Origin of the sequence: Microbacterium shimangi (assembly GCF_043556445.1) — a bacterium.
In the GTDB taxonomy this organism is placed as follows: Bacteria; Actinomycetota; Actinomycetes; order Actinomycetales; family Microbacteriaceae; genus Microbacterium.
On record NZ_JBIGII010000003.1, the window covers coordinates 23,477 to 38,984 of the forward strand.

A 15,508-nucleotide genomic window follows, 5' to 3' on the forward strand; every position below is an offset into this window, starting at 1 on the left:
CCCCCAGGAGAACCATGCCCAAGAACATCCGCAGTCTCAGCATCGTCGCCGCGATCGCCTCGGTCGGTCTCGCGCTCACGGGGTGCGCCACCGGCTCGAGCGGCCAGGCCGCCCCCTCTGCCACCCCGACCGCGACGCCGAGCGCCACCCCCGCGCACTGGACGTACGAGGGCGAAGAAGGTCCCTCCCACTGGGGCGAACTGGCGGGAGACTACGAGCTCTGCGAGACCGGCACCGCGCAGTCGCCGATCGACCTCACCAGCGCCGCGCCCGTGGCAGAAGACGAGCTCTCGCTCGCCTACGGGGCGATCCAGGACCACATCATCAACACCGGACACACCTATCAGCTGGTCGCCGACGAGGCGGCCTCGGTCGAGTACGACGGCACGACCTACACGCTCCTGCAGATGCACTTCCACGACCCATCGGAGCACACCGTCGACGGCGAGGCCGCCCCGGTCGAGTTCCACTTCGTACACGCCGATGACGCCGGCAACCTCCTCGTCGTCGGGGTGATGGCGGTCGAAGGCGCCGAGAACGCCGCCTACAGCGCCTTCATCGACGCAGCGACCGCCGGCTCCGCCGAGGCGGTCACCGGGGCGGTCGACCTGGCCGCCATGGTGCCCGCCGACCTGCAGCACTTCTCCTACCCGGGGAGCCTCACCACCCCGCCGTGCTCAGAGGACGTGCAGTGGATCGTCATGCAGACGCCGGTCGAGCTCAGTGCCGCTCAGATCGGCGCGCTCGAGGCCGCCTACGGCCACAACAGCCGCCCCGTCCAGCCGCTGAACGGCCGCGAGGTCGGCCTCTCGACGGCGACGGTCACGGAGTAGGGCGCCACTTCGGCGCCCCCGCCGCGCGCGGGGTCAGTCGGATGCTGCCGACTGACCACCGTGCGGCGTGCGGCGTCGCCTCTGCCGCACTAACTCAGGCTGAGCGACGCCGCCGCATACCCCAGCCCGGCGTGTCGGCCCGATCGGGGCGAACGAGCCTGAGTTAGTGCGGGCGGCGCGGCGTGGGCGATGGCCGGGCGGATACCGCCGACCGACGGCGTCCGAGCGCCGAGCCCCCGGCACTCCCGCACTTACTCAGGCTGGTTGCCGTGCCGGGGCCTCAGATCCCGGCGTGTCGGCGCGATCGCGGCGAACGAACCTGAGTCAGTGCGGGCGGAGGTGTGCAAGGCGGGCTCAGCATCCGTTCGTCCGAGCTTCGACGGCCACCAGACATGGCGTCCGATGTCGTAGGCCAGCGCGGGCACGAGCAGCGAACGCACGAGGAAGGTGTCGAGCAGTACTCCGAACGCCACGATGAACGCGATCTGGGCGAGGAAGAGGATCGGGATCACGCCGAGGGCTGCGAAAGTGGCGGCGAGCACGAGCCCCGCCGAGGTGATCACTCCCCCGGTCGCGACGAGCCCGCGCAAGATGCCCTGCCGCGTGCCGTGCACGAGCGACTCCTCGCGCACCCGCGACATCAAGAAGATGTTGTAGTCGACCCCGAGCGCGACCAAGAAGACGAAGCCGTACAGGGGCACGGCGGGGTCGGCACCGGGGAATCCGAAGACGCCGTCGAAGACGAGGGCGCTCACGCCGAGGGCGGCGCCGAACGACAGGATCACCGTGCCGATGAGAATGACCGGGGCGACGATCGAGCGCAGCAGCAGCATCAGGATCACCAGGATCACGGCGAGGACCACGGGAATGATCAGCGTGCGATCGCGGATCGACGTGTCGTTGGAGTCGACGTCGGTCGCCGTCTCGCCGCCGACGAGAGCGGTGCCCTCGCCCAGCGAGTCGTCGAGAGATGCCCGCAGCGCTCGGACGGTGTCTTCGGCGGCGACCGAGTCGGCAGCATCCGTCAGCGTTCCGCTGAGGAGCACCGCTCCCTCCGACAGCGTCGGCTCGGGCGCGGGCGATCCGGGCGGGCCGACCGCCGTGTAGACGGGCGTTCCGTTCTCGAGGATCACGCTCGCTTGCCCCGTGGGCGAGTCGGCGGATGCTGCGGAGACCGATTCGACGCCGGCCGAACCTTCCAACACCTCGAGGGCGCCCGCGGTCTCGTCGTCGGCGACGAGCACGTACACCGGGCTGCCCGAGCCCGCGGGGAAGTGCTCGGCGAGCACGTCTTGCCCGTCGCGCGCCTCGGATGCGCCGAGAACCAGGTCGCTCGAGGGCACGCCGTCGGCCTTCAATTGCGTGACACCCACCGATGCGCCCAGGAGCACGACGATGCAGATGATCCACAGCGGGCGGGCACGACGGGCGACGAATCTCGCCTGCCGAGGCCAGATACCGCGGGCCGGTGCGGTGAGGTCATCGGGGATCGCGCTCGACCCCGGCTTCGGAACGAACGGCCAGAAGGCGGCCTTGCCGAACAGCGCGAGGAGCGCGGGCAGGAAGGTGAGCGCGGAAAGGACGGCGAAGGCGATACCGATCGACGCGATGGGCCCCAGCGCGCGGTTGGTCGCCAGATCCGACAGCAGAAGGCACAGAAGGCCCGCGATGACTGTTCCCCCGGAAGCCAGGATCGGCTCGAATGCTCCGCGCCATGCCCGGGTCGTGGCATCCCACCTTCGCCGACCGTCTCCGATCGCCTCGCGGAACCGGGCGACATAGAGGAGCGCGTAGTCGGTCGCGGCACCGATCACGAGGATGAAGAGGATGCCCTGCACCTGTCCGTTCAGCACGACCACCCCCGCCTTGGCGAGCCACCACACGGTGAGCAGCGCGACGCAGAGCGCGAAGGTCGAGGTGAGCAGCACGAGGATCGGAAGGAGGGGCGACCGGTAGACCACGACGAGGATCACGAAGACGGCGCCGAGGGCGACGATGAGGAGGAGTCCGTCGATCCCTTGGAACCCGCGCACCAGATCGGCGGTGAACCCCGCCGGGCCGGTGACCCAGGCCTCGGTGCCGTCGGGAGCATCGTCGGCGACGGTGGCGCGCACCTCGGCGACGATCTCGCCCACGTCGCCTGCGCCGTCGATGGGAACGAAGATCTGGGTCGCGGCCCCGTCGTCCGACACCACCGGCGGCGAGACGTCACCCGCGATGCCCGGCAACGCGGCGATGTCGTCGGCGAGCGTCTGCAGCGACGCGAGCTGTGCGGAAGTCAGCTCTCCTTCGTCGGCGGTGACGACGACGAGGGCCGGGATGCTGTCGCTCCCGGCGAAGTCGGCGAGCCGCTCGCCGACCTGGGTGCTGTCAGCGGACTGCGGAAGGAACGACGAGCGGTCGTTCACCGCGACCTCGTCGACCTTGCCGAAGTACGGACCGCCGATCGAGCCCCCGACCAGCCAGATCAGAACGAGGACGACCGGAATACCGATGCGCAACCATCGGGTCGGACCACGACGAGCAAGATCAGGCTGTGACATATCGCTAGCTTATCTAGCGATATGTCACGGACGCCAGCCCGAGTGCGAGGTCAGCCCGCGGCGAAGAGCATGACGAGCGAGACGATGAGCCCCACCACGCCCACCCCGACCAACCCGCACGCCAGGAGCGAGAACGCCCGCACCGCCGGAGACCGGCGGGTCAGACGCATCCGATCCAGTGATCCGCGTCGTACGAACACATCGGCCATGTCGACATCGCCGAGCTCTTCGTGGTCGGAGTGCGACAGCGTCGCTTCACCGACACCGCCGTCACCGTCGAACCACCGCGCGACGCGGCGGTCTCCGAGATCCTCGATGACCGCCCGAACGGGCACCCAGGTGCCATCGGCGATGTAGATGATGAAGGCGAGGCCGGCGACCATCGCGCCGGCGCCGAAGCCGATCCACGTGAAGATCTCGACGATCGCATCGACAGCGCCCGTCATGGCCCCTCCTGGAGATACGGCAAACGGGCCGCCGCAGCGGCCCGTTCATCCGGAGCCACCTAAGGGAATCGAACCCTTGACCTATTCATTACGAGTGAATCGCTCTGCCGTCTGAGCTAAGGTGGCGCGCGTCGCTCGCGCGATGCACGATCACCGATATTACCTGGTTACGGGCACGACATGTACCACGGCAGTCACTCGCAGCGGACGTCGGCCTCGGGCACGACTCCCTCGACGAGGTAGGCCTCGACCGCTTCGTCGACACAGGCGTTGCCCTTGTTGTAGCCCGTGTGCCCCTCGCCGACCCGGGTGATCAAGACACCCGACTGCAGCTGTTCGGCGAGCGACACCGCCCATTCGTACGGCGTGGCGGGGTCGCTGGTCGTTCCGATGACGAGGATCGGAGCTGCGCCCTCGGCGGTCACGCGCTCTCGTTTGCCGGTGGGCGGGTACGGCCATGCCTCGCAACCGTCGGGGCCCAGCAGGTACTCGGCGGCGAGCGGCGCCACCCGCTCGAGTTCGACGGCGGCCGACTCGGCCTCGGCCTCGGTCGAGAGCGGGTAGTCCATGCAGTTGTAGGCGGGGAACGCTTCTTCGGAGTTGCCGATATAGCTGCCGCCCTGCCGGTCGCTGTAGGCGTCGGCGAGCGTGAAGGCCGCTGCCGGATCGCCGTCCTGCACTCCGACCAGAGCGAGTTGCAGGTACGACCAGCTGGTGGGCGAGTACAGCGCCGCAAGCATCGCGGTCATCAGCGTGTCGGCCCCCAGCTCGCGGCCGTCGGCTGCCGTGAGCGGACGCGCATCGACGGTGGCGAACAGGGCATCAAGATCGGCGAGCGCATCGTCGACGGTGCCCCGGAACGGGCAGTCGTCGTCTTCGAGACAGCTGGCGAGGAACGCTTCGAGCGAGCGCTGGAACCCTTCCATCTGCCCCACCCCGACGAGCGACGCCGGCACCGACGGGTCGAGGGCACCGTCGAGCACCATGCGACCGACCCGGTCGGGGTAGAGCTGCGCGTACTGCGCTCCGAGCGCCGTGCCCCACGAGTATCCGAGGTAGTCGAGGGTGGTCTCGCCCAGCACCGCGCGGATCACATCGAGGTCGCGCGCGGCGTTCTCGGTCGAGATGAACGGAAGGATGCCGTCGCTGTTCGCCTCGCAGGCAGCGGCGAACGCGGCGTCGCGCTCTTCGAGCTCGGCCTCCCACGCGTCGGTGCCGCGCTCGGCCTCGGGGATGTCGAAGAGGTAGGCGTCGAGATCGGCCCCGTCGTAGCAGTTCACGGCCGTAGACGCCCCGACCCCGCGCGGATCGAATCCGATGACGTCATAGTTCTGGCGGAGCTCTGAGCCCACGACCCCGCTGAGGCTCTGACGAACGGTGTCGACGCCGCTCACCCCGGGGCCGCCGGGATTGGTCAGGAGCGATCCGATCGGCTCACCGTCGTCGGCACGGTGCCGGATGACGGCGATCTCGAGGTCGCCCGCCGCGGGGGCGTTCCAGTCGCGGGGTACCCGCACGCTGGCGCAGTCGAACTGCTCTTCGGCGACGCAGGATTCCCACGCCACTTCCTGGCCGTAGAACGGCACGAGATCGGCGGAGACCCCCGATACGTCGGGCGTCGCCGACGGGGGCGGTGTCCATGCCTCCGGGGCGAAGAAAGAGCACCCGCTGACCAGAAGCGCGAGCGCGGCGACCACCGAGACGAGTGAGACTGTTCTGCGGTGCGGTCGTCTCACGGCGTGCTCCCATTCGCGACGGTGATCAGCATGCTCTCGAGCGCCAGGAGCGGGGCGACGTTCTGCTCCAGGTTCCGACGCGTCGTCGCGATGCGATCGAGAACGCCCAGCGTACGTTCGGCCGACCATGCCGCCGCGACCGCGCGCAGCTCGACAGACAGCTCGGCGTTGATCAGGTCTCCGTCTCGGCCGAACTGCAGCAGCACCACGTCTCGGTAGAGCGCCTGCAGGTCGGTGAGCACCCGATCGATTCCGTCGCGCAGACTGCGCGTGGCGCGCCGTTTCTGATCGTCCTCGAGCGCATTGACCTGCCCTCGAACGGCCGGCGGAACCGCCGCGCCTTCGGGCACGCCCATGGTGCGCAGCAGCGCAGAACGCTCTTGCTCGTCGCGGATCGCCGTCAGCGCCTTCGCATCGTCGGTCGCGACGCGCACGATCTGGCCGGCAACCTCGACGGCATCGCCGACACCACGCACCCGCAGGACGCCCGCGAGCGTCTCGGCCCGTCGCGCGCGGGCGTCGGCGTCGGTCGCGAGTCGCTGCGCCATGCCGATGTGACGTTGCGCGTGGCGGGCAGATTCCACGGCGACGGCTCGATCGACGCCGGTGCGCTGGACGATGAGCTCGGCGACGTCGTCGACCTCGGGCTCTCGCAGACGCAGCACGCGCACCCGCGAGCGGATCGTGGGCAACAGATCGGCGTCGCTCGGCGCGCAGAGCACCCAGACGGTGTGCTCGGGAGGCTCTTCGAGCGCCTTCAACAACACGTTCGAGGTGCGCTCGGTCATGCGATCGGCGTCTTCGACGACGATCACCCGATGCCGGCCGAGCGACGGCGCGAAGTAAGCGCGCTCGACAAGCCGGCGCGCCTCGTCGATTCGGATGATGACCTGCTCGGTGCGCAACGCCGTGAGGTCGGGATGCGTGCCGGCGAGCACCTGTCGGATCGCCGCCTCGTCGCCGGGCTCGGCGATCAGTGCGGCAGCGAAAGCCCGCGCCAGTGTCGATCGCCCCGAGCCGGGCGGGCCGGTGAGGAGCCACGCGTGCGAGAGCGCGGACGGATCGGATGCTGCGGTACGCAGCGCCTTGACCGCCTCTTCCTGACCCCACACGGCGTCCCACGGTGCGCCGACCCCGATGGGGTCGATCACGGCGCCAGACATGGTCCCACCCTAATCGCGGGCGCCGACAGCGTTCGCGCGGCTCCGACGCTTCAGAGAACGGATGCGACGCGCTCGCGAATCGCCGCCGCGAGCTCGTCGACGGGGAGAGCCGCGTCGACCACGAGGAACCGCTCGGGTTCGGCCGCGGCAAGGGCGAGGAATGCCGTGCGCACTCGCGCGTGGAAGTCGCTCTTCTCGGCTTCGAGGCGATCGAAGGGCTTGTCGTCCGCGTCCAGCCGCGCCCGTGCTGCGGCGGGGTCGAGATCGAGCAGCACGGTCAGCCGCGGCAGCAGACCGCCCGCCGCCCACAGCGACAGATCGCGCACCTCTGCGGGGTCGAGCACGCGGCCTGCGCCCTGGTAGGCCACAGACGAGTCGAGGTAACGGTCTTGGATGACCACATCGCCGCGGTCGAGCGCGGGGCGCACCACCGTCTCGATGTGGTGAGCACGGTCTGCGGCGTAGAGCAATGCCTCGGCCCGCGGCGCGACGTGGCCGCGGTGGTGCAGCACGATGTCGCGGATGAGGACGCCGACCTCGGTGCCGCCCGGCTCGCGCGTGCGCACGACGGTGCGGCCGGCGCCGGTGAGCCATTCCTCGAGAAGGCGCGCCTGCGTGGTCTTGCCGGCGCCGTCGCCCCCCTCGAGGGTGAGGAAGAGTCCGGCCCCCGTCATGACGTCTTCTTCGGCGCCGCCTTCTTCGGCGCAGCAGCCTTCTTGGGTGCCGCCGTGGCCTTCTTGACGGGCGCCTTGCGCGTGGTCGCGCGCTTCGGAGCGGGGCCCTTCGCCCGCTTGTCGGCAATCAGCTCGACCGCACGCTCGAAGGTGATGTCGAGAGCGACCTCACCGCGCGGGATGGTCGCGTTCGTCTCGCCGTCGGTGACGTAGGCGCCGAAACGGCCGTCTTTCAGACGGATCGGTTTGCCGCTGACGGGGTCGTTGTCGAACTCCTTCAGCGCGCTCGACGCCCGACGAGCGCCGTACTTCGGCTCGGCGTACTTCGCGAGGGCTTCTTCGAGAGTGACGTCGAAGATCTGCTGCTCGCTGTCGAGGGACCGCGAATCGGTGCCCTTCTTCAGGTAGGGACCGAAACGACCGTTCTGCGCGGTGATCTCCTCGCCCGACTCGGGGTCGGCGCCGACGACGCGCGGCAGCGTCAGGAGGCGCAACGCCGTTTCGAGGTCGAGGGTGTCGACCGACATCGACTTGAACAGCGACGCGGTGCGCGGCTTGGGTGCCTCGACCTTTTTGGCGCCTCGCTTCTTCGGCGCCTCGACGACCTCACCGGTCGCCTCGTCGACGTTCTCGGGGTCTTCGGGCTCGAGCTCCTGCACGTACGGGCCGTACCGGCCGTCTTTGACGACGATGAGCTTGGCGTTCTCGGGGTTCTCCCCGAGCACGCGGTCACCGGCGACCGGGGCGTCGATGAGCTCCTGCGCCTTCTCGGCGGTCAACTCGTCGGGGGCCAGATCTTCGGGCACGTTGACGATGCGGGGCTTGGCCTCGGGGTCGGCGGACTCCGCGATCTCGAGGTAGGGCCCGTACTTGCCGAAGCGGAGCACGGCAGCATCCGTGATTCTGGTCGAATTCAGCTCGCGGGCGTCGATCTCGCCGAGGTTGTCGACGATGTTGCGGAGCCCCACTTGGTCTTCCGAACCGAAGTAGAACGACTTGAGCCACGCGCCGCGGCCCTGCTCCCCGCGGGCGATCCGGTCGAGGTCGTCTTCGAGCGCTGCCGTGAAGTCGTAGTCGACCAGGTCGGCGAAGTGCTCTTCGAGAAGTCGCACGACGCTGAACGCGAGCCAGCTCGGCACGAGTGCCTGACCACGCTTGCTCACGTAGCCGCGGTCGAGGATGACGTCGATGATGCTGGCGAAGGTCGACGGCCGCCCGATGCCCTTCTCTTCCAGCGCCTTCACCAGGCTCGCCTCGGTGTAGCGCGGCTTGGGTGAGGTCGCATGCCCCTTGGGCTCGACATCGCTGATCGCCAAGACGTCGCCGACGGCGACGGGCGGGAGCGACTGGTCGTCGCTCGTGTCGGACGAGTGGCGCTTCTCGTCGCTGCCCTCTTCGTAGGCCTCGAGGAAGCCCTTGAAGGTGTAGACGGTGCCCGAGGCGGTGAACTCGACGCTCTTCGCACCCGCCTTCACCACGAGGGTGACGGTGGTGGTCTCGTACTTGGCGTCGGACATCTGGCTGGCGACCGTGCGCTTCCAGATCAGGTCGTACATCCGCGATTCATCGCGGTCGAGGTTGCCCGACAGCGACGAGGGGGTGCGGAAGTGCTCACCCGAGGGGCGGATGGCCTCGTGGGCCTCCTGCGCGTTCTTGGCGTTGTTGCGGTAGGTGCGCGGGTTCGCCGGCACCGCTTTGTCGCCGTACAGCGAGACGGCTTGCTCGCGTGCCGCGGTGATCGCCTGCGCCGACAGCGCCGTCGAGTCGGTACGCATATAGGTGATGTACCCCTTCTCGTAGAGGCGCTGCGCCACGCTCATCGCGTGCTTCGCCGTCATCGAGAGCTTGCGTCCGGCTTCTTGCTGAAGGGTGGAGGTCGTGAAAGGCGGCTTCGGGCTGCGCGTGCCGGGCTTGGCCTCGACGCTCGAGACGGATGCTTTCGCGGCGGCCTCGATGGCCGCCGCCAGCTCTCGTGCGCCGGCCTCGTCGAGGACCACGACGGCTTTCTTGAGCGTTCCGCGGTCGTCGAAGTCGCCGCCGCGGGCCAGCGGTGCACCGTCGATGCGGGCCAGTCGCGTGGTGAAAGAGGAGGCGTCCTTGGCGGCGAGCGCCTCGACGTCCCAGTAGGAGGCCGAGACGAAGGCCATGCGCTCGCGCTCGCGCTCGACGACCATGCGGGTCGCGGCGGACTGCACGCGACCGGCGCTCAGCGCCGCACCCTCGCGGCCGGAGCCGACCTTGCGCCACAGCACCGGCGAGACGTCCCAGCCGTAGAGACGGTCGAGCACGCGCCGGGTCTCTTGCGCGTCGACGAGGGCGAGGTCGAGCTCGCGGGTGTTCTCGGCGGCGGCGCGGATGGCGTCTTTGGTGATCTCGTGGAAGACCATGCGCTTGACGGGGACCTTGGGCTTGAGCACCTCGAGCAGGTGCCACGCGATGGCTTCGCCCTCGCGGTCTTCATCAGTGGCGAGCAAGACCTCGTCGGCGGTCTTCAGGGCACGCTTGAGCTCGGCGACGGTTTTCGTCTTGCGATCGTTGACCACGTAGAAGGGGTCGAAGTCGTTGTCGACGTCGATCGAGTACTTCCCGTAGGCCTCTTTCTTCTCGGCGGGGATGTCTTTCTTGCTCGCCAGGTCGCGGATGTGCCCGACCGAGCTCAACACCTCGTAGTCATCGCCGAGGTACCCCTGGATCGACTTCATCTTCGTGGGGGACTCGACGATGACGAGCTTTTTGCCGTGTGCCACTGGGGTCCTTTCGTCGTTGCACACCATACACACGAGATCCGAAGAGACACCCTTCGCTCGCTCACGGCGCGGCGGTCGGCGGGGGGCCGGCGCGGGCCGACGCCGACGCGGCGATCGCTCCGAACGGCGCCGAGACCGTGACGGTGGCCACCAGCGCATCGAGGTCGCAGGCGCTCACCGCGGTACCCGCGGCAGAGGCGACCTCTGCGGCCCGCTCGCAGGGGACGCCGGCTGCCGCGCCGCTGGCGGCGTCGGCGGCAGCCAGCGCCGCCGCATCGGCCGCCGACGCCAACCTCTGCGTGTGGACCGACGCCGCCCCCACCGCGGCGAGGGCGACCGTGACGACGACCACACCGGCGGCGATGCCGACGCCTGCGATCGTCCCGGCCATCAGAGCCCGCCCGCCAGCGCGCACGACGTGGCGGTCAGATCCTCCACCGGCAGGGCGAGCGGCACGGGGGCCCGAGCGATGACGCACACCAGGTCGCCGCGCTGCTCGATGTCGGCGGTGCCCCCCACGGCACCGACGACCGCGTGCGCGCGCCCGGGATCGTCGCCGCGCGCGACGAGACGCGCCGCGTCGGCCGCAGCATCCTGCAACCGCACCTGCCGGGCGGCGGCGCCCAACGCCCCGACGCCCAGCAGCAGCACGAGCACGATCGCCGGCAGGACGACGGCGAACTCCGCCGTGACCGAGCCGCGCTGACCGAGTGCGCGACGGTGATTCACGCCCTGGCCCGCCTCATTCGAAAGTCAGCGCCCGACGCACCAGGTCGGTGAGGATGCCGCGCACTTCGTCGGATCGCATGATGACGACGAGGAGGCCGGCGAACGCGACGGCCGCCATCGTGGCGATGGCGTACTCCGCCGTGGCCGCGCCCGACTCGTCGCGGAGCAACCCCGAGCCGGGGCGGAACAGTCGCTGCGCTCGGCGACGGGTGAGCGTGGGCAGGGCGCCGACGCGTGAGGGGGTCTCGGCGGGCGGGGTATCGAACATGGGTACTCCTTCATACGGGATGGCTTGCGATGGGCGGGGTCTTATGGGACGGCTTGCGACAGGCGGGTGGGGTCACACGACCAGCACGCCCGAGGAGAGGATGCTGAGCAGCATCGGGGCGACGCCGAGCAGCAGGAAGGCCGGGAGCGTGCAGACGCCCAGCGGAAGAAGCAGGCGCGACGACAGCGCTGCGGCGCGGAGGCGACCGTCGGTGCGAGCGCGGTGGCGTGCCAGCCACGCCGAGGAGCGCAGCAGGTCGACCGCGGGCACCCCGGCCGCGGTCGAGAGACCGAGGATCTCGTCGACCTCGGTGGATCCGCCTGTAGCCGCCTGCTCACTCACGAGGGCGCGCGCCCGGTCGATCGACACGCCACCGCCCAGCGCGATCGCGGTCAGCTCGGCGTCCATTCCCGGGATGCCCGGTGTCGGCTGCGCCCGGCGCACCAGCGCCGCGGTCCACCGGCGTGCCACGACGATCAGCGCGACACCGCCGACGAGGCAGGCGATGCCCAAAGGGTTCGCCGCGAGCACGGTGACGGTGTCGAACCCGAGGACGAAGCCGAGGCCGACGGCCACCAGCGGCAGCCAACTCATCAACCGAGCGGTCGCCGCGGGCTCGGCCAGCGCTACGCGCACCTCGTCAGCGGCCTGCTGACCGTCGCGGAGGGCCGATGCCACGTCGCGGAGGCTCTCAGCCAGAGGCGCACCGACGGTGGTCGCCACCCTCCACGCCGCACCGACGTCGCGCCAGGGTCCGCCCGCCGCGCTGAGCGCCTCGCCCGTGTCGTCACCGGCGGCGACCGCCGCACAGACACGGACGGCGACGGCGTCACCGGCGTCCGCCAGAAACGTCCAAGCGCGCCCGGGTGCCACGCCCGCGCGGAGGAGAACCGAGAGCCGCAGCACCGAGTCGGCGGCGGCCGCAGCATCCGACTCCCCCGGTTTCGTGCGCCGCCTCATTCCGACCACCCCAGTGCCTCCACCGACAGTCGGTCGTTTTTCAGCACCGGTCTCGCGGCGCCGATCACGCGACGTCGCCCGTCTGAACCCCGCGCGAGGTGCACGACGCACCCGATCGCGCTCACGACCTGGCGGGCCAGTGAGCGGTCGTCGAGGCCGGCGAGTGCGCCCAGCGCCTCCAGGCGCGCGGGCACGTCGCTCAGACCGTTGGCGTGGAGGGTTCCTGCGCCGCCGTCGTGCCCGGTGTTCAGCGCGCTCAGCAGATCGCGCACCTCGGCACCCCGGCACTCCCCGATCACCAACCGGTCGGGGCGCATGCGCAGCGCCTCGCGCACCAGGCGCGCCAGGTCGACGCCGCCCGCGCCTTCGAGATTGGGCTGGCGCGCCTCGAGCGCAACGTGATGCGGGTGACGCAACCGCAGCTCGGCGACGTCTTCGATCGTGACGATGCGATCGGTCTCGGGGGCGCGCGACAGCATGGCCGAGAGCAGGGTCGTCTTTCCCGAACCTCCGGCTCCGGTGATGAGCACATTCGCACGATCGGCGACGAGCCGGTCGAGCCGTGCCGCACCCGGCGCATCGACCAGACCGCCGCGCGCGAGCTCGTCGAGGTCGGGCGCGCTGATCTTCGGCACGCGTATCGAGATCGACGTGCCCTGATGCGCGATGGGGGAAAGCACCGCGTGCACACGCAGGCCCCGCTCGAGCCGCACATCGACGCACGGGGTGGCGTCGTCGATATGCCGGCCTCCGAGCCCGATCAACGCCACCGCGAGGTCGCGCACGTCGCGCTCGGCAGCGTGCCACTCGCGCACGCGCTGCGGTCCGTTCCCGCGATCGACGAAAAGACCCGCCGCGCCGTTGACGAACAGGTCGGTGACGTCGGGATCGTCGAGGTAGCGCCCGAACGATTCGAGCGCCGGGGGTCTTCGCGACGCGCCCTCGTCGCCCGCGATCGAGCGCGCCCCGAGGTCGGCACGGGCGGACGGTGCTCTCGGCTCACGCTCGGTCCGCTCGACGCGCGGTTCGCGAGGACGCGGGGTGACGACGAACGGAACAGCCATTCCTCGACGGTAGGAAGAGGTCTCGGGCCACCGAGGTGGATCAGGGCGGCCGGTGGACAACCCCTGCCAGACGCTCGATGGGGAGGACGAGGCGAGGCGGCCAAAGAGATGGCGGCACCTCATAGGGGGGTATGAGGTGCCGCCGCGCGGCACGCACGAATGGGGGGGTGCGCGTACCGCGAGTGCCGGAATCGAAGTTCGGCTGTGATCGATCTTACGCCTCTCGCGGCGACGACACGATCGATGGTCGCTCGTCGTCGACCGACTATCGGAGGTAGCCTCACCCCGGGAGCGTGGCTAGATTGACCGTGCCCGGCGCGGCGACTTCGCAGCATCCGCCCGCCAATCGAATACGCAAGGGAGCGCCGCGATGAGCAGCCAGATCGATCACCTCCTCTCGGAAACCCGACGTTTCGCCCCACCGGCCGACTTCGCCGCCACCGCGATCGGAACCGCCGAGCTGTACGAGCGAGCGGCGGCCGATCGCGAAGGCTTCTGGGTAGACCAGGCACGCGAGTTGCACTGGCACACGCCCTTCACTCAGGGTCTCGACTGGTCGAACCCGCCCTTCGCCACCTGGTTCGCCGACGGCGAGCTGAACGTCGCCTACAACTGCCTGGACCGCCACGTCGAGGCAGGTCACGGCGACCGGGTCGCGCTGCTTTGGGAGGGCGAGAACGGCGACGAGCGGCGGATCACCTACGCCGAGCTCACCGACGAGGTCAAGCGCGTCGCGAACGTGATGCAGGGGCTGGGCGTCGGCGCTGGCGACCGGGTGGCGATCTACCTGCCGATGATCCCCGAGGCCGTCGCCGCCATGTTGGCGGTGGCGCGCATCGGAGCGATCCACTCCGTCGTCTTCGGAGGGTTCTCGGCCGACAGCCTGCGCTCCCGCATCGACGACGCCGGCGCGAAGCTCGTCATCACCGCGGACGGCGGGTATCGCAAGGGCAGAGTATCGGCGCTGAAGCCGGCGGTCGACATGGCACTGGCCGACCGCAACGGTTCGGGCGTTCAAGAGACCGTCGAGCACGTCATCGTGGTGCGGCGCGGCGGCAACGAGGTCGAGTGGCACGACGGTCGCGACCTGTGGTGGCACGATGTCGTGCCGGATGCGTCGCCCGACCACGTCACGGAGGGATTTCCCGCCGAGAACCCGCTGTTCATCCTCTACACCTCGGGAACGACCGGCAAGCCGAAGGGCATCCTGCACACCTCGGGCGGGTACCTCACCCAGGCGGCGTTCACGAACCGGGTCGTGCACGACATCCACCCCGCCACCGACGTCTACTGGTGCACGGCCGACATCGGCTGGATCACCGGGCACACGTACGTGACCTACGGTCCGCTCGCGAACGGTGCGACGCAGGTGCTCTACGAGGGAACCCCCGACACCCCTCACCCCGGACGCTGGTGGGAGGTCATCGAGAAGTACGGCGTGACCGTCTTCTACACCGCCCCCACGGCGATCCGCTCGTTCATGAAGATCGGCCGCGATGTGCCGCAGCGGTTCGATCTGTCATCGCTGCGTCTGCTCGGATCCGTCGGTGAACCCATCAACCCCGAGGCATGGATGTGGTACCGCACGGTCATCGGCGAAGAGACGGCGCCGATCGTCGACACGTGGTGGCAGACCGAGACCGGCGCCATCATGATCTCGGCGCTCCCCGGCATCACCGAGACCAAGCCGGGGTCGGCCCAGGTGCCGCTCCCCGGTATCACCCTCGATGTGGTGGACGACGCCGGTGAACCGGTCGGGAACGGCAACGGCGGACTCCTCGTGATCACCGAGCCGTGGCCGAGCATGCTGCGTGGCATCTGGGGCGACCCCGAGCGCTACGTCGAGACGTACTGGTCGAAGTTCGCCGGCAAGGGCTACTACTTCGCCGGCGACGGCGCCCGCCTCGACGAAGACGGCGAGGTGTGGCTGCTCGGGCGCGTCGACGACGTCATGAACGTCTCGGGGCACCGGTTGTCGACGGCCGAGATCGAGTCGGCCCTCGTCGGCAACGAGGCGGTCGCCGAGGCCGCCGTGGTCGGGGCGTCCGACGAGACGACCGGGCAGGCGGTCGTCGCGTTCGTCATCGTCAAGCAGAGCTTCTTGAAGTCCCACTCGGCGGAGGGGCTCGCGCAGACCCTGCGCGGCTGGGTCGGCGAACAGATCGGCCCGATTGCCCGCCCCCGCGACGTGTACATCGTGGGCGAGCTTCCCAAGACCCGCTCGGGGAAGATCATGCGGCGGCTGCTGCGCGATGTCGCCGAGGGTCGCGAGGTCGGTGATACTACGACGCTGGCCGACACCGCCGTGATGAGCGTGATCAGCTCGCAGGTCAAATAGGTCGGCG

At 69.8% G+C, this 15,508-nt stretch carries 13 protein-coding genes and 1 tRNA gene; 2 read left to right on the top strand and 12 right to left on the bottom strand.

Annotated features, from left to right (window positions below):
- Nucleotides 1–14 precede the first annotated feature (14 nt).
- Nucleotides 15–833, top strand: a complete 819-nt coding sequence (locus ACFXQA_RS01800) for a carbonic anhydrase (RefSeq protein ID WP_394518082.1) — start codon at nucleotides 15–17, stop codon at nucleotides 831–833.
- Between the two features lie 251 nt (nucleotides 834–1,084).
- Here the strand turns inward: ACFXQA_RS01800 and ACFXQA_RS01805 are convergent, their stop codons facing one another.
- The 12 genes from ACFXQA_RS01805 to ACFXQA_RS01860 form a co-directional block, all read right to left on the bottom strand.
- A complete protein-coding gene (locus ACFXQA_RS01805) occupies nucleotides 1,085–3,376 on the bottom strand; it encodes an MMPL family transporter (protein ID WP_394518083.1) in 2,292 nt (763 codons plus the stop codon).
- A gap of 50 nt (nucleotides 3,377–3,426) precedes the next feature.
- Nucleotides 3,427–3,822 (bottom strand): hypothetical protein, encoded by a 396-nt coding sequence (locus tag ACFXQA_RS01810; protein ID WP_394518084.1) that lies wholly within the window; start codon nucleotides 3,820–3,822, stop codon nucleotides 3,427–3,429.
- Nucleotides 3,823–3,875: 53 nt separating this feature from the next.
- Nucleotides 3,876–3,948: transfer RNA gene (locus tag ACFXQA_RS01815), tRNA-Thr, on the bottom strand.
- 68 nt (nucleotides 3,949–4,016) lie between these two features.
- Nucleotides 4,017–5,558 (bottom strand): alpha/beta hydrolase, encoded by a 1,542-nt coding sequence (locus tag ACFXQA_RS01820; RefSeq protein ID WP_394518085.1) that lies wholly within the window; start codon nucleotides 5,556–5,558, stop codon nucleotides 4,017–4,019.
- Nucleotides 5,555–6,721, bottom strand: a complete 1,167-nt coding sequence (locus tag ACFXQA_RS01825) for a DNA polymerase III subunit delta' (protein WP_394518086.1) — start codon at nucleotides 6,719–6,721, stop codon at nucleotides 5,555–5,557. Before ACFXQA_RS01825 ends, ACFXQA_RS01820 begins: the two co-directional genes overlap by 4 nt.
- A gap of 50 nt (nucleotides 6,722–6,771) precedes the next feature.
- Nucleotides 6,772–7,395 carry a dTMP kinase gene (gene tmk / locus ACFXQA_RS01830; RefSeq protein ID WP_394518087.1) on the bottom strand — a complete coding sequence of 208 codons (624 nt, stop codon included), beginning with the start codon at nucleotides 7,393–7,395 and terminating at the stop codon, nucleotides 6,772–6,774.
- Nucleotides 7,392–10,142 (bottom strand): type I DNA topoisomerase, encoded by a 2,751-nt coding sequence (gene topA, locus ACFXQA_RS01835; RefSeq protein WP_394518088.1) that lies wholly within the window; start codon nucleotides 10,140–10,142, stop codon nucleotides 7,392–7,394. Before topA ends, tmk begins: the two co-directional genes overlap by 4 nt.
- Before the next feature lie 61 nt (nucleotides 10,143–10,203).
- On the bottom strand, nucleotides 10,204–10,533 hold the full coding sequence (locus tag ACFXQA_RS01840; protein WP_394518089.1) for an Rv3654c family TadE-like protein: 330 nt from the start codon (nucleotides 10,531–10,533) through the stop codon (nucleotides 10,204–10,206).
- Nucleotides 10,533–10,871 carry a TadE family type IV pilus minor pilin gene (locus ACFXQA_RS01845; protein WP_394518090.1) on the bottom strand — a complete coding sequence of 113 codons (339 nt, stop codon included), beginning with the start codon at nucleotides 10,869–10,871 and terminating at the stop codon, nucleotides 10,533–10,535. The genes ACFXQA_RS01840 and ACFXQA_RS01845 overlap by 1 nt, the downstream gene beginning before the upstream one ends.
- Nucleotides 10,872–10,884: 13 nt before the next feature.
- The gene (locus ACFXQA_RS01850) at nucleotides 10,885–11,139 is read right to left on the bottom strand and encodes a DUF4244 domain-containing protein (RefSeq protein WP_394518091.1); all 255 of its coding nucleotides are present in this window, start codon (nucleotides 11,137–11,139) and stop codon (nucleotides 10,885–10,887) included.
- A gap of 72 nt (nucleotides 11,140–11,211) precedes the next feature.
- Nucleotides 11,212–12,099, bottom strand: coding sequence for a type II secretion system F family protein (locus ACFXQA_RS01855; RefSeq protein WP_394518092.1), 888 nt, complete (start codon nucleotides 12,097–12,099; stop codon nucleotides 11,212–11,214).
- Nucleotides 12,096–13,163, bottom strand: coding sequence for a TadA family conjugal transfer-associated ATPase (locus ACFXQA_RS01860; RefSeq protein ID WP_394518093.1), 1,068 nt, complete (start codon nucleotides 13,161–13,163; stop codon nucleotides 12,096–12,098). Before ACFXQA_RS01860 ends, ACFXQA_RS01855 begins: the two co-directional genes overlap by 4 nt.
- A 370-nt stretch (nucleotides 13,164–13,533) precedes the next feature.
- On the opposite strand from ACFXQA_RS01860, the gene acs reads away from it, so the two are divergent.
- The gene (gene acs / locus ACFXQA_RS01865) at nucleotides 13,534–15,501 is read left to right on the top strand and encodes an acetate--CoA ligase (protein ID WP_394518094.1); all 1,968 of its coding nucleotides are present in this window, start codon (nucleotides 13,534–13,536) and stop codon (nucleotides 15,499–15,501) included.
- Nucleotides 15,502–15,508: the final 7 nt, after the last annotated feature.